We start from the raw sequence: 14,068 nt of genomic DNA, 5'->3' as shown, positions 1-14,068 counted from the left end.
ACAAACGTTTGGAACAAGGAAGGAAACGATTATGTATAACCTTAGCGAAGAATTAGTCAAAGGTATGAACCCGGAACAGGCAGAAGCCGTCAAACATACCGATGGTCCACTTTTGATCATGGCGGGTGCCGGATCGGGAAAAACTCGTGTCTTAACACATCGTGTCGCTTATTTGATGGCGGCCAAGCAAGTGGCGCCTTGGAACATTTTGGCCATCACGTTCACGAACAAGGCTGCACGAGAAATGAAAGACCGGATTGCGCGTCTTGTCGGTGGAGTCGCGGAAGACATTTGGATTTCCACATTCCACTCCATGTGTGTCCGTATTTTACGACGGGATATCGACCGTATCCGCTATGAGCGGAGCTTTTCCATTCTAGATGCCTCAGACCAGTTGACGGCGATCAAACAAGTACTCAAAGAATTGAACCTCGATCCGAAGAAGTATGAGCCACGTACATTACTCGGGATGATTTCGAACCATAAAAACGAATTGCGTACGGCGAAAGATGCAGCCGCCCTTGTCGGAAATAATCCGTATGAGCGCATCATCTCAGATGTCTATACGGCTTATGAGAAAAAGTTGAAACAAAATAACGTGCTCGACTTCGATGACTTGATTATGAAGACGATTCACTTATTCCAAGAAGCGCCAGACGTGTTGGCGTTCTATCAAAAGAAGTTCAAATACATCCATGTCGACGAGTATCAGGATACGAACCGTGCCCAATATACGCTCGTCAAACTCCTTGCGCAGGCACATGAGAACTTGTGTGTCGTCGGGGACTCGGATCAGTCCATCTATCGTTGGCGCGGTGCCGATATCGCCAACATCTTGACGTTTGAAAAAGACTACCCGAGTGCCCGTGTCATCTTACTCGAACAAAACTATCGTTCGACGAAACGAATTTTGGAAGCAGCGAATGGCGTCATCAAGAACAACGCTTCGCGTAAAGACAAGAATTTGTGGACGGAAAACGACGAAGGGGAGAAGCTCTTGCTGCACGTCGCTTCAGATGATCGCGACGAAGCGTTCTTCATCATGAATCAGATGAAAGAGCTGAAGATGGAAGGGATGGACTACGGCCAGATGGCAGTCCTTTACCGGACGAACGCCCAGTCTCGTGGTCTCGAGGAGATGCTCCTCAAGTCCAATATCCCGTACAAAATGGTCGGCGGAACAAAATTCTATGAACGTAAAGAAATTAAGGATGTTTTGGCTTATTTGCGTTTGATTGCCAACCCGGACGAAGATATCTCATTCGTTCGTGTCGTCAACGAACCAAAACGAGGCATTGGGGCCGCCACAGTCGATAAGTTAGGTGACTTTGCAGATATGCAGGGTGTTTCGCTTATGGATGCGATTCGTGACATCGAATTATCAGGGATTGCGCCACGCACGGCGACGAAACTTGCGGACTTCCGTCAAATGATGATGGACTTACGGCAAATGGCTGACTATCTCTCGATTTCAGAACTCGTCGAAGAAATATTGAAGAAGACCGGCTATGAAGACATGCTCAAAATTGAGAAAACGCTCGAAGCGGAAAGCCGACTTGAGAACTTACAAGAATTCCTGTCAGTGGCTCAAAATTTCGAGAAAGAAAGTGATGAACAGACAGTGGTCGCCTTCCTCACCGATTTGACGCTCGTGTCCGATTTGGATTCACTTGATGAAGTCGATGAATCGCATCAAGTCACGTTGATGACGCTGCATTCGGCGAAGGGACTCGAGTTCCCGGTCGTCTTCCTGATTGGAATGGAAGAGGGGCTGTTCCCGCATAGTCGGGCATTGAACGACGAAGAGGAAATGGAAGAAGAGCGGCGTCTTGCATATGTCGGCATAACGCGTGCCGAGAAGCGTCTCTATTTGACACGTGCACAGTCTAGGATGCTGTACGGCCGATTCCAAAACAACCCGGAATCAAGGTTCCTGCATGAATTACCGGAAACGTTGTTAGAACGGTCCGGAAAGGCAAGAAAACCAATGCCATGGAACCCTGTCGAATCACCTGGGAAGTTGCCAGTGAACGGTTTTAGTTCGAAACCGAAGCCAAAGCTCGCCCAATCGTCTGGCGCCGAAACGCTCGGATGGCAAGTTGGTGACAAAGCGAATCATAAAAAATGGGGGCAAGGGACGGTCGTCCAGACGCGTGGTGAAGGCGATCAAGTCGAAGTCGACATCGCGTTCCCTGAAGTCGGGATTAAGCGTTTGTTGGCCAAATTTGCCCCGATTGAAAAAGCGTGAGGTGAGAATATGGAGATGGCAGAACGCGTAGAAGAATTGCGTAAAACGTTAAATCAATACGGATACGAGTATTACGTGCTCGACCGTCCGAGCGTCCCAGACTCGGAGTATGATCGCCTGATGAACGAATTGATTCAAATCGAGACAGACTACCCTGAACTACGGACACCGGATTCTCCGACACAACGCGTCGGAGGGGCGCCTCTTGACGCCTTCGTCAAAGTGACCCACGATACACCGATGCTCTCACTCGGCAATGTATTCTCGAAAGAGGAACTCGTGGAATGGGTGGAACGAATCGAGAAGGACCTCGGTTATACACCGACCTTCGTGGCTGAACTGAAATTTGATGGACTCGCCGTCTCTTTAAAATATGAGAATGGTCGTCTCGTGCGAGGCGCGACGCGAGGGGACGGAACGACAGGTGAAGATATCACCCAAAACTTGAAGACGATTCGTTCGATCCCACTTCGCTTGAAAGAGGATGCAACGTTTGAGGTCCGAGGTGAGGCGTATATGCCGAAGCGTTCGTTCGAACAGTTGAATGATGAACGGGAACGGGTCGGTGAGCCATTGTTCGCAAACCCGAGAAACGCAGCGGCCGGTTCACTCCGGCAACTCGATTCGAAAATAGCAGCATCTCGAAACTTGGCATTTTTTGCATACGGTTTGGTGTCGCAAGACGATCTCGTCGCGTCGCATGACGAGTCGCTCGATTATTTGAAACGACTCGGAGTCGCTGTGAGCGGAGACTACACGACGTGCAAAACGGCCGATGAACTATGGGATTATATTGAGACGTACGTGACGAAACGTGGCGAACTCCCGTATGAAATCGATGGGATTGTCATTAAAGTCGCAGGGTACGAAGAACAGGAACAACTCGGCTTCACAGCGAAAAGTCCACGTTGGGCCGTCGCCTATAAGTTCCCGGCAGAAGAAGTCGTGACGACAATCGAAGACGTCGATTTCAGTGTCGGTCGTACGGGGAAAGTCACACCGCGGGCACGTTTTTCTCCAGTATCTGTAGCAGGGTCGACGGTGACGTATGCGACACTTCACAATGAAGATTTTATAAAGGAAAAAGATCTTCATATCGGTGATCGGGTCGTCATTAAAAAAGCGGGAGACGTCATTCCGGCAGTTGTCTCAGCAATTGCGAGTGAACGGAGCGGGGATGAACGAGTGATTGAATTTCCGACCCATTGTCCAGCATGTGAATCCGAACTGATTCGCCTTGAAGGTGAGGCCGATCATCGCTGTGTCAACCCGGAGTGTCCGGCCCAATTGCTCGAAGGACTCATTCATTTCGTCTCACGGCAGGCGATGAATATCGACGGACTCGGTGAGAAAGTGATCACGCAACTCCATGAAGCGGACCTCGTCCATAACGTGGCCGACTTGTATCGCCTGAACCGAGACGATTTACTTGCGCTCGAGCGCATGGGGGAGACGTCGGTGACGAACCTACTCTCGGCGATTGAACAGTCGAAACAAAATTCGCTCGAACGTGTGCTCTTCGCCCTCGGCATTCGTCTCGTCGGTCAAAAGGCAGCCTCTTTGATTGCAGAACGATTTGAGACGATGGAGGCGATCATCAAGGCGACGGTCGAAGAACTGACGTCGATTGATGGCATCGGGACGAAGATGGCCGAGTCGATTGTGCTCTATTTCGAAAAACCAGAAGCGCGTGAACTCGTCAAAGAATTGGCGGAATCGGGTGTGAACCTGTCGTTCAAAGGGACGAAACGTCCGACGACCGAAGGTGCTCCTTTATCTGGTAAGACGGTCGTATTGACGGGGAAATTACATGAGATGACACGTGGCGAAGCTGGGAAGCAGCTTGAACTTTTCGGTGCGAGTGTGACAGGAAGTGTGAGCAAAAACACAGATTTACTCGTTGCCGGTGAAAAGGCAGGTTCGAAACTGGCGAAAGCCGAATCCCTCGGAATCGAAGTATGGGATGAGGCTAAGCTGCTCGACTTTATAAACGAACAGGCGTAAGACGTTCGCTTCGGCGAACGTTTTTTGTTTTTTCGGAAATAAATGGGATTGAGCAGGTTCGCACAAGCGTTCGAGGGGTATAGATTAACTAAATCAAAATGTTAATATATTTTTGCGAGAGAACCCTTAGACATCAGGACTTTCACACACATATCCCTCTCATTCCTCTACGTGATGAAAGTCTCCATTCAGGACGAAGTCGATTCGTGCGCCTGTTTTCACCTTAGAGGAGGGACCAACATCATGACACACAACATCCAGCGCTTCGTTGCCGTATTTACTATTCTCATGTTCCTTTCAACATTGATTACCGTCCATGTCGTACATGCTGATACAACAACGTTTCGTTATATTCAAGTGGATTTGACGGACGAGGAAATGGAAACATTATACGAATCAAGTTTAGTTTATGAAGGCATCACGTTTTATGGGGTACGTGAATCAGCTGACATTTGGCGATTCGTGATTGATGCGGAGTCGGTCGATGATTCGTTGATTGATGTCATCACGCTCTATGATGCGGAAGGTGTCCCTTATACGTTTTCTCCGAATATCATTTCGGACTTGTATCCTGTTGAAGTAGAAGAGCCATCTGTAGTCGAAGAACCGGAAGTGACCTCGACCATTGAACCGGAACCGGTAGCAGAAGAACCGGAGCCTGAACCGATGCTCCCGGTACTTTCAATCGAGGCGGTGAACATTGCTGGGGTCGACCAAGCTGTTGTCGGGGGTGAACTTTCCTATACGTTTATCGTTGAAAATACAGGAGACACACCGTTGACGGTGACAAATATGTCCCATGAGTATTTCAGTGGGAATCTAGAACAATTATCAGTCGAATCGTTCAATCAACGTGTTTTTGACCGTTTGAATGAATTGATGGGGGATGACGGACTCCTGCCTGGTGAACAGGTGGAAGTGACAGAGCTCTTATCGATTCCCGCTGACTATTCGCTCAGTACCGGTCCTGAGATTGGTAGTCTATTTCGCGTGACAGGAGTGGATGAATTCGATCGAATCGTCACATCAGAAAGTCAGCAAATTATCCTCTTGCAACAACCTGATTTTACAGTGAATGCTACGAGTGAGAAGGCGACCGTACAACCGGGAGAACCTGTTCGATACACGTATACAATCACTAACACCTCGAAAATCACTTTGTTCTTATCTGACGCTATGCTTACATGGCCGAACGGTGCTTTGACAGAAGAAGAACGAAACATGGCGAATAGAAGGTTCAGGGAGCAAGTCGAAGCGATTCCTACCTTCATAGACGGGTTCGGTCCGGAAGAAGAAGTGACGTTCTCTTTTGAACTCCCGCTCTTCCCATCCTATGATGTGAGAGCCGGGGCTGAGTTGATTCAACGTGCGACGTTCACCTTTCAAGTAAATGAAGATGTAGGAGTCGCACGATCCGTCGACGTACCGGTGGGAGTGAAGCAAGCCGTCCCGTCAAAAGAAGAAGAACCGAAACAAGAGTCTAAGAAACAGCAGCAAGAAGTGAAGACAGAGGATGTATCCGTCGTGAAAATCATCGTTCAGGAGAACGGCGCGCCACCAGTCGAACACGTTGATGAGTCTGACACGTACGCGCAAGATTTACTCCCGATGACAGGCGAAGCGGATGACGCGTGGCATGCCATGATCGGTACACTACTTTTTGCCTCCGGACTTCTCTTGTTGATTCGTCGCAAACATCCGTCAACCAAACCATAAATCGAAATCCCTTCTTGTATATGCGAGAAGGGATTTGTTCTGATTCCGCTTCGATACTTTTTTCATGGAACGATTTTGTTATAATGGACAAAGTGAAATAGGAAACGATGTTCAAAGGAGCTACACATAGATGAAATGGAAACAACTCGTCGTCCCGACAATCGCCTCTGCGCTGTTGTTAAGTGGATGTTCAATGAAAATACCGATGGGTGAGGAAGAGGCGACACCGACCGGGGAAGAAACGGCAGCTGAAGGTGTTACGCAAGCGATTGAAGCGCGTGATTCATACTATCAGATGGTGATTCCATTCAAGGCGGCAGCAGCGAGAGGACTCGCCCAGCGTCAAGTCAGTTCGTCATTAGAGCTTGAAGAAGTCGAACTTGGCCTCATGCGCCATTCGACGGATGCGTTCGCCCCAGACAAATTCGCCTATCAAGAAGGCCAACTTCTGAACGCAGAAGACGTTTCGCGTTTGCTTGGACGAAAAGGTGGTAGTAAAGACGGACTAACGCCTTTAAACCCGGCGTATGCAGATGGGAAGGCTGAAGTCGAGGATGACAAATTTGTCGAGGCAAATAAAAAATCACCACTTTATCTGGCTTCAATCGTGGAACAGAATTACATGACGAAAAAGGACAGCGGTTATCAATTAGGCGGTGTGTCGTTCGCACTCATTTTAAATCGTGAGTACGTCTTCCAGGCACCGAACTATGGACCGACATATACGGTCAAGCTCGATCAGAAGAAAGTGGTCACAGAAGGCGAACGGATGGCGAACGAACTCGTCAACCAGTTACGAAAACGGGAAGACTTTAAAGAAATAGACATCAACATTGCACTTTACATGAAGTCGACACAAGGCTCACCGACTCCGGGAAACTACATCAAATCCGCATACATCGGAACGAAAGATGAAGTCACATCAAGTGATTGGAAAGCCATCGATGAGAAATATTACTACTTCCCATCGGCTACAGCGACAAATGAGGTGCGTGAGGATGCCCAAAAGTTTACGCTCTTCAGTGACCGGATCGCCGATCTCTTCCCAGATTACAGTGGGATGATTGGGAAGGGTTTCTATCAGAATGGAGATTTATCACGACTTGAGGTCGATATCCCAATCCAGTTCTATAGCCGTGCCGAACTCGTCGGATTCACGCAACACGTTGTCGGCTTACTTGAGAATCGATGGGAATACAGCCGAAACGTACCGGTCCGAATCAACGTGACCTCACTCGGTGGAGCCCATGAAGTAACGATTGTGTTTGAGGACGGTATGGATAGTCCTAAAGTATACTTCTAAGTGAGAGAGGTTCGTTTTTTGAAACGAATCTCTCTTTTTTTTCGTATGAAAAGTGAAAGGATAATCTTTGACCTTATTTGACCAATTGAGTAGAATAGAGTTAACAGAAACGGGAAAGGGATAGGTGAGGTGAATCCATATGGCTAAAAACTATTATGATGAGCTCGGTGTCTCAAAAGGAGCGTCGGAGCAAGAGATTAAGCGTGCATATCGGAAGTTGGCGAAACAATACCATCCGGACGTCAATAAAGATTCTGGCGCACAAGATCGGTTCAAGTCGATTCAAGAAGCGTTTGACGTGTTGAGCGACCCGGAGAAAAAGGCAAATTATGATCGATATGGGAGTCCGGATGGGCCTTCGTTTGGACAAGGATTCGGCGGTGGCGGAGAAACTTACGGGGAAGGATCGGCCCAGTTCGAAGATTTATTCCGACAATTTGGCGGTGGGTCTCGAACGACTTCTCGCACATTCGGGTTTGAAGATATGTTCGGCAGTTTCTTTGACCAAGCAGTCGAGGAAGATCTAGATGAATCGGTTCGGATCAATATCCCGCTCAGCCAGCTTACAAAAGACTCGAAAATGAGTCTTCGTCTTCAGACAGGTACTGTGAACGTCAAGATTCCACAAGGTGCCTATGAAGGGCAGAAGTTACGGTTGAAAGGAAAAGGAAGTCGGGTAGGACAATCCGGTAACCGAGGAGACGTGTATGTCGAACTACATTTCACAGATGATGATACGTATCGTCGTGAAGGGGAGCATATCGTGACCGTGAAGCGATTGCGGCCGCTCGAATTTTTAGACGGAGCGAGCGTCATTATTGCGACGCTCGACGGAGGGCGAGTGAAGCTGAAAGTGAAGCCGGGAAGTCGTCCGGGGCAACGGATGAGGATTCCGGGTCGCGGTGTTATGACCGGTTCGAAGGTACGGTCGGATTTGTACGTGCAACTCGAGGTCGATCTGCCGCTTGATGATGCTTACCGTTCTGTTTATGAACAAATTGAACGTTGATGGATAAGGAGGAGTCGTGATGGACTTTAATCGATTTACAGACAAAGCACATGAATGTATAGTCAGTTCACAAGCGTTGGCGAAACAATATCATCATAGTGAAATCAATGAATGGCACGTGTTAGCGTCCATGATTTCACAGACGGATGGGATTGCGCCATTATTGTTTCAAAAAATGGAGATCAATGTGTCTGAGATTGAAGGAGAAGTCGCGCTATCTTTGAAAAATGCGCCAAAACTTCAAAATCCAACGACACCGATGATTTCGGCTTCCTTATTAAATGTCTTGACGACGGCCGAACGGGAAGCGACCGGAATGAATGATGAGTACGTATCGGTCGAACATATTCTTCTTGGTATTTTATTGAACAACAGTCAAGCGCAGGCGATGCTCGAGCGACAAGGCATCACGGAAGAACATCTTCGTGAGGCGCTCGTCGCCGTGCGTGGGAACCGTCGTATCACATCGAAGTCGCCCGAAGCGACTTACGATGTGTTGACGAAATATGGACGCGACCTCATTCAGGAAGTGAAGACAGGAAAAATTGACCCGGTCATCGGACGTGATAGCGAGATTCGTCGTGTCATCCGGATTTTGAGTCGGAAGACGAAAAACAATCCAGTTCTCATCGGGGAACCGGGTGTCGGGAAGACGGCAATCGTCGAAGGACTCGCCCAACGAATCGTTCGAGGCGACGTACCGGAAAGTTTGAAAGATAAAACGATTTTCAGTCTCGATATGAGTTCACTTGTCGCCGGTGCGAAATACCGTGGCGAATTTGAGGAACGTCTTCAGGCTGTCTTATCCGAAGTGAAGGAAGCAGAAGGTACGATTATTCTCTTCATTGATGAACTGCATACGATTGTCGGTGCAGGAAAGTCGGAAGGTTCGATGGATGCCGGTAACATGTTAAAACCGATGCTCGCTCGAGGTGAACTTCATTGTATCGGTGCGACGACACTAGACGAGTATCGCCAATATATCGAAAAGGACCCGGCGCTCGAGCGTCGCTTCCAACAAGTACTTGTTGCTGAACCGGACGTCGAGGATACGGTCTCCATCTTGCGCGGATTAAAAGAACGCTTTGAGATTCACCACGGTGTACGCATCCACGACAACGCGCTCGTCGCGGCAGCGGTTCTGTCAAACCGTTATATCACCGACCGCTTCATGCCGGACAAGGCCATCGATCTCGTCGACGAGTCATGTGCGATGATTCGGACAGAAATGGAATCGATGCCGGCGGAGCTTGACGAGTTGGTTCGTCGTGTCATGCAACTTGAAATTGAAGAGGCTGCACTCAAAAAAGAGAGCGACGCAGCTTCGATGAAACGACTCGAAGCACTCCAACAAGAGTTAGCTTCGCTCCGGGAACAATCAGATTCGCTACGTCTCCGTTGGGAAAATGAGAAAGAATCGACACACCGCGTGCAACAAATCCGTGGAGACCTTGAGAAGGTACGTCTCGAGTTACAGGAAGCAGAGAGTCGCTATGACTTAAACCGGGCCTCCGAGTTGAAGTATGGACGCATCCCAGAACTCGAGCGAGAACTTGAGGAAGCGGAACAGTTGGCGGGATCCGTGACGCGCGAACTCGTGCGAGAAGAAGTGACGGAAGAAGAAATCGCCGAAGTCGTCTCGAAATGGACCGGTATTCCGGTGACGAAACTAACAGAAGGAGAGCGGGATAAGCTTCTCAACTTAGAAACGGTCTTGCACAAACGTGTCTTCGGTCAAGACGATGCGATTCGACTAGTCAGTGATGCAGTCATTCGTGCCCGTGCAGGAATCAAAGATCCAAACCGTCCAATCGGTTCATTTCTCTTCCTCGGACCGACAGGCGTCGGGAAGACCGAGCTCGGGAAGGCGCTCGCGGAAGCGATGTTTGATTCAGAAGACCATATCGTTCGACTCGACATGAGTGAATATATGGAAAAACACGCCGTGTCTCGTCTTGTCGGTGCCCCTCCTGGATACGTCGGCTATGAGGAAGGCGGTCAGTTGACAGAAGCGGTTCGTCGTAACCCTTACTCGGTGCTCTTACTCGATGAGGTTGAGAAGGCACATCCAGATGTCTTTAACATCTTGCTACAACTGCTCGATGACGGGCGATTGACCGATTCGCACGGTCGAATCGTTGACTTCAAAAACACGATTGTCATCATGACGTCAAATATCGGGGCAGATATTTTGCTCGAGGCAGCGAAAGATGGGGTCATTGACGAGGACGAGGAGCGTCAAGTGATCGAGAAGCTCCGCCGTCACTTCCGTCCAGAGTTCTTGAATCGGGTGGATGAAACGATTCTGTTCCATCCACTCACGAAAGATCAAATCGGTCAAATTGTCGAGAAGGCGGTCGGACGGATGAGTGAACGGCTTACAACACGCTCGATTCATATCGAGATCACAGATGCGGCGAAAACGTTTGTCGCTGACGAGGCGTATGAGCCTCAATTCGGTGCCCGTCCAATCAACCGTTATGTACAACGGACCATTGAAACGAAACTTGCCCGCAGCATCCTAGCAGGAGATGTCGAAGACGGTCAGACGGTCGTCATCGATGTCGAAAACGGAATGTTGACGTTACGTCCCTCGACGGTGAAGGCATAAGGAAAAGAGGAGTCCAATTTGGATTCCTCTTTTTATGTGTGTCGGCGTTGTCGTTTCAAAATGAGATAGCTGGTGCCTAAAAAGATAAGATAGAGCACAGTCCCGAAGAATAAGTTGAAGACCCACGGCATCGTTCCCATAAAGATGGAGCGTGTCGCTTCCTGGAACCAGAGCAATAACCAAAAAAATAGTCCGAGACTTGAAACGAGTAGAACCATAAACCCTATGAATCCATCTTTCGTCCACTGTTTCACCAAAAATCCAAGAAGAAACGTCGTACCAAAAATCGCTACTAACCCGATATAGAACAATCCGTCAATCGGTAAAGACTGCACGTACACATTCCCCTTCTCGTCGTCAGATTTGTATAATCCAATCTTACACAAAGAGGGGATAAATGGAAATTATTATTGTGACACGAGCGGGCGCTCTGGTTGATAGATGCAGTATGGTTCTGCTTCTTTATAGTCGCCTGTGACCGCGTATGCTCGGGCCCGTGATCCCCCGCAAAGATAGCGATATTCACAATACCCGCATTTCCCATGATGGGTATCCGGGTCGCGTAACGCCTTGAACGTCGGATGGTGACGATAAATGTCCGCAAGAGGTGTCGTTCGGACGTTCCCGCAGGGGATTGGTAAAAATCCAGACGGCTGAACGTCTCCTGTGTGCGAGATGAAGACAAACCCGTTCCCGTCATTCGTTCCTTTAGGTGCTTTCGCTAAATCATCATGAGGGTGTCCGATTGGAGGAAGTCCTTTTCTTTTTCGCCGCTGATTTTCTTGACGCGCCACCCGGCGATAGAACTGGGCTTCCGTCGTTGAGATGATAAACGGTGCCGTTTCTTGAAGTGAGAACGCCCACTTCAATACTTCCTCATGCCGCTCGGGTGAAATGGGTTGTAGCAACGAACCTCGTCCTGTCGGTACGAGGAAGAAAAGTGTCCAAACCGACACACCGAGTGACTCTACGAGTTTCGCCATTTCCGGTAATCGATCGACGTTGTATTCGGTCACCGTTGTATTGATTTGAAAGGACATCCCTTCTTCCCGAAAATAGGAAATCCCTCGAATGGTACGGTCAAAACTGCCTCTCGTTCCTCTAAAATAGTCGTGAGTCTCTGCATCCGGTCCGTCGAGGGAGAACGCCCAACGAGACAGACCGGCCGCTTTCGCCCGTTTCACGGCATCATGAGTGACGCGAGGTGTGGCAGAAGGCGTCATCGAGACACGCATTCCGAGAGAAGAGGCATACTCGGTCAACTCGAACAAGTCTTCACGCATGAGCGGATCCCCTCCTGTGAAGACGAGAATCGGGTTGTTCATCGCCTGAATCTCTCGAATGAGCGCTTTGCCTTCTTCTGTGTCGAGCTCATTTTCATATCGGTGAAACTGTGCCTCGGCTCGGCAATGAACACAGGAGAGCGCACAGGCACGTGTCACTTCCCAAATCACGATGAATGGGTTTTCGTCATAGTCGGTGTGCTTCATACCATCACCGCCTGCTTGAGATGTAGTTTTTCGACCGCCCGTTTGGCGGAATCAACGCAGTCCGGTAACCCGACGCCGTGGAGGATGGCGCCGCAAGCTTCGACACCGTCCCACTTCGCTAGAGCTTCTTCGAACGCACGGACGTCCTGTTTATGTCCGACCTCATATTGCGGCATCGTTTGAATATGCCGTTCAACTTTCGTGAAGAGGGGTGTCCCGACTTTTTGAATACGGCGAAGTTCGTTCAAAGCGAATGATGAAATGGTGTCATCGTCTTCATGTAATAAAGAAGGTACATGTTCAGAACCGATATACATGCGGAGCAACGCTTTATTCTTAGGTGCCAAGTGCGGCCACTTCTTATGCATCCAGCTGCATGCGGTCAAAGCGTTCCCTTCTGACTTAGCGATGACATAGCCAGTTCCGTCTAAAGCATCAACCTCTGACTCGTCGAAGGCGGCGAGTACGGTCATCGAGGATGTCCGTTTTAATTCAGATAACCGTTCGGCTTCAGGAAAACCGAGCAGCGGACCGAGTGCGTGAGGAGATGTGGCGATGATGATGCCGTCAAATTGTTCGACCGTACCGTTAGACAATGTGACTTCATGGGGGCGGACGGACTGAACGACGGTATTCAATATGAGACGGTCAATCGAAGGGCGTAGTGCCTCGACGAGCGCACCAAGTCCTTGATCAATCGACAAAAATTTTCCGGTCTCGGCCGGTTTCACGCCAGCCTGGACAGGAGGTGTGAGAGCTTTCATCCCGAGAATCAGACTGCGAGTTTTTTGTTCAATCGTGATAAACTGAGGGAAAGTAGACTCGATGCTCATATCTTCGAGTGTCCCGTTATAAATCCCGGACAGAAGCGGCTCAATCATCGTATCAACGACTTCTGAACCGAGTCTTGTTCGAAAGAAACGGTCGAGCGAGATATCCTCTTCTTTATATACACGTGGAATCACGAGATCGAATCCTGCGCGAAGCTTTCCTCTCCATGTAAAGAGATCTGTTTTAACCATTGGCCAAAATTTAGTCGGGATACCCATGACCGATCCGGCTGGCATCTGTCTCAGCTTTCCGCGCACATAAATATAGGAAGTACCGGTTTTGGAACGGACGAGCTGGTCCTCGAGACCAAGATCGGTGATGAGCGAAGTCAAGGTCGGTTTTCGTGCCATATAGCCATCCGGTCCGGTCTCTAATGTGAAGCCATCTTGATAAATGGTTTTAATTTTTCCACCGAGACGATCTTGCGCCTCGAACATTGTGACGTGGGCACCAGTTTCTTTGGCGTAATATGCCGCGGCGAGTCCGGTGATGCCGCCTCCGATAATTGCGATGTGATTCAATCGATTCACCCATTTCTGTAAAGTTGTTGTCGTATTAACGGTACCGAGAATGTTGACGGAGACATAGGATAAGTGTCACGGAGTTCTAGACAAATTTGTCACGAATTCGAAAGGGGACGATGAAATGGTTTCCTTTATAGTCATTTCGGCTTTTGTGGTGATGAGTGTGGCTGGCTTTATTGTGATGATGAATCGACATGGTGAAAAGCTGACGGGCGACGAGGAAGACCCACCGATGATTTGGGCGGACGAAGACTGGTATAAAGAAGATGGACCGCCTGATGGGTAATGTGATAAGATGACCCGGTTGAAATTTGATGGAACATGAGGTGATT

General features: G+C 49.0%; 10 protein-coding genes. 7 read left to right on the top strand and 3 right to left on the bottom strand.

Annotation, left to right across the window (positions count from 1 at the left end; all coding sequences use genetic code 11):
* Positions 1 to 31: 31 nt before the first annotated feature.
* The 6 genes from pcrA (at position 32) to clpB (ending at position 10,891) form a co-directional block, all read left to right on the top strand.
* Positions 32 to 2,248 carry a DNA helicase PcrA gene (gene pcrA / locus KNO95_RS12410; protein WP_026826874.1) on the top strand — a complete coding sequence of 739 codons (2,217 nt, stop codon included), beginning with the start codon at positions 32 to 34 and terminating at the stop codon, positions 2,246 to 2,248.
* Between the two features lie 9 nt (positions 2,249 to 2,257).
* Positions 2,258 to 4,252, top strand: coding sequence for an NAD-dependent DNA ligase LigA (gene ligA / locus KNO95_RS12405; protein WP_034771249.1), 1,995 nt, complete (start codon positions 2,258 to 2,260; stop codon positions 4,250 to 4,252).
* A 243-nt stretch (positions 4,253 to 4,495) separates the two neighbouring features.
* The gene (locus KNO95_RS12400) at positions 4,496 to 5,968 is read left to right on the top strand and encodes an LPXTG cell wall anchor domain-containing protein (RefSeq protein ID WP_214879129.1); all 1,473 of its coding nucleotides are present in this window, start codon (positions 4,496 to 4,498) and stop codon (positions 5,966 to 5,968) included.
* A 130-nt stretch (positions 5,969 to 6,098) separates the two neighbouring features.
* Positions 6,099 to 7,271 (top strand): CamS family sex pheromone protein, encoded by a 1,173-nt coding sequence (locus KNO95_RS12395; protein ID WP_214704309.1) that lies wholly within the window; start codon positions 6,099 to 6,101, stop codon positions 7,269 to 7,271.
* 139 nt (positions 7,272 to 7,410) lie between these two features.
* Complete coding sequence (locus KNO95_RS12390; RefSeq protein WP_026826871.1) at positions 7,411 to 8,280, top strand: DnaJ C-terminal domain-containing protein; 870 nt, start codon at positions 7,411 to 7,413, stop codon at positions 8,278 to 8,280.
* Between the two features lie 19 nt (positions 8,281 to 8,299).
* Positions 8,300 to 10,891: an ATP-dependent chaperone ClpB gene (clpB, locus tag KNO95_RS12385; protein ID WP_214701023.1), complete on the top strand. Its 2,592-nt coding sequence runs from the start codon at positions 8,300 to 8,302 to the stop codon at positions 10,889 to 10,891.
* Positions 10,892 to 10,923: 32 nt separating this feature from the next.
* On the opposite strand, the gene KNO95_RS12380 is transcribed toward clpB, so the two are convergent.
* The 3 genes from KNO95_RS12380 to hemG form a co-directional block, all read right to left on the bottom strand.
* Positions 10,924 to 11,226: a hypothetical protein gene (locus KNO95_RS12380; protein ID WP_026826869.1), complete on the bottom strand. Its 303-nt coding sequence runs from the start codon at positions 11,224 to 11,226 to the stop codon at positions 10,924 to 10,926.
* Positions 11,227 to 11,298: 72 nt separating this feature from the next.
* A complete protein-coding gene (locus tag KNO95_RS12375; protein ID WP_026826868.1) occupies positions 11,299 to 12,381 on the bottom strand; it encodes a TIGR04053 family radical SAM/SPASM domain-containing protein in 1,083 nt (360 codons plus the stop codon).
* Positions 12,378 to 13,742, bottom strand: a complete 1,365-nt coding sequence (hemG, locus tag KNO95_RS12370) for a protoporphyrinogen oxidase (protein WP_214879126.1) — start codon at positions 13,740 to 13,742, stop codon at positions 12,378 to 12,380. Before hemG ends, KNO95_RS12375 begins: the two co-directional genes overlap by 4 nt.
* A gap of 115 nt (positions 13,743 to 13,857) precedes the next feature.
* Between hemG and KNO95_RS12365 the strand changes: the two genes are divergently transcribed.
* Positions 13,858 to 14,022: a hypothetical protein gene (locus KNO95_RS12365; RefSeq protein WP_214879124.1), complete on the top strand. Its 165-nt coding sequence runs from the start codon at positions 13,858 to 13,860 to the stop codon at positions 14,020 to 14,022.
* The last annotated feature ends 46 nt before the right edge of the window (positions 14,023 to 14,068 follow it).

The organism is Exiguobacterium sp. ERU653 (assembly GCF_018617775.1).
Lineage (GTDB): Bacteria > Bacillota > Bacilli > Exiguobacteriales > Exiguobacteriaceae > Exiguobacterium > Exiguobacterium marinum.
Note: the sequence above shows the minus strand (reverse complement) of the source record. Positions and strands in the feature narration are given on the sequence as shown.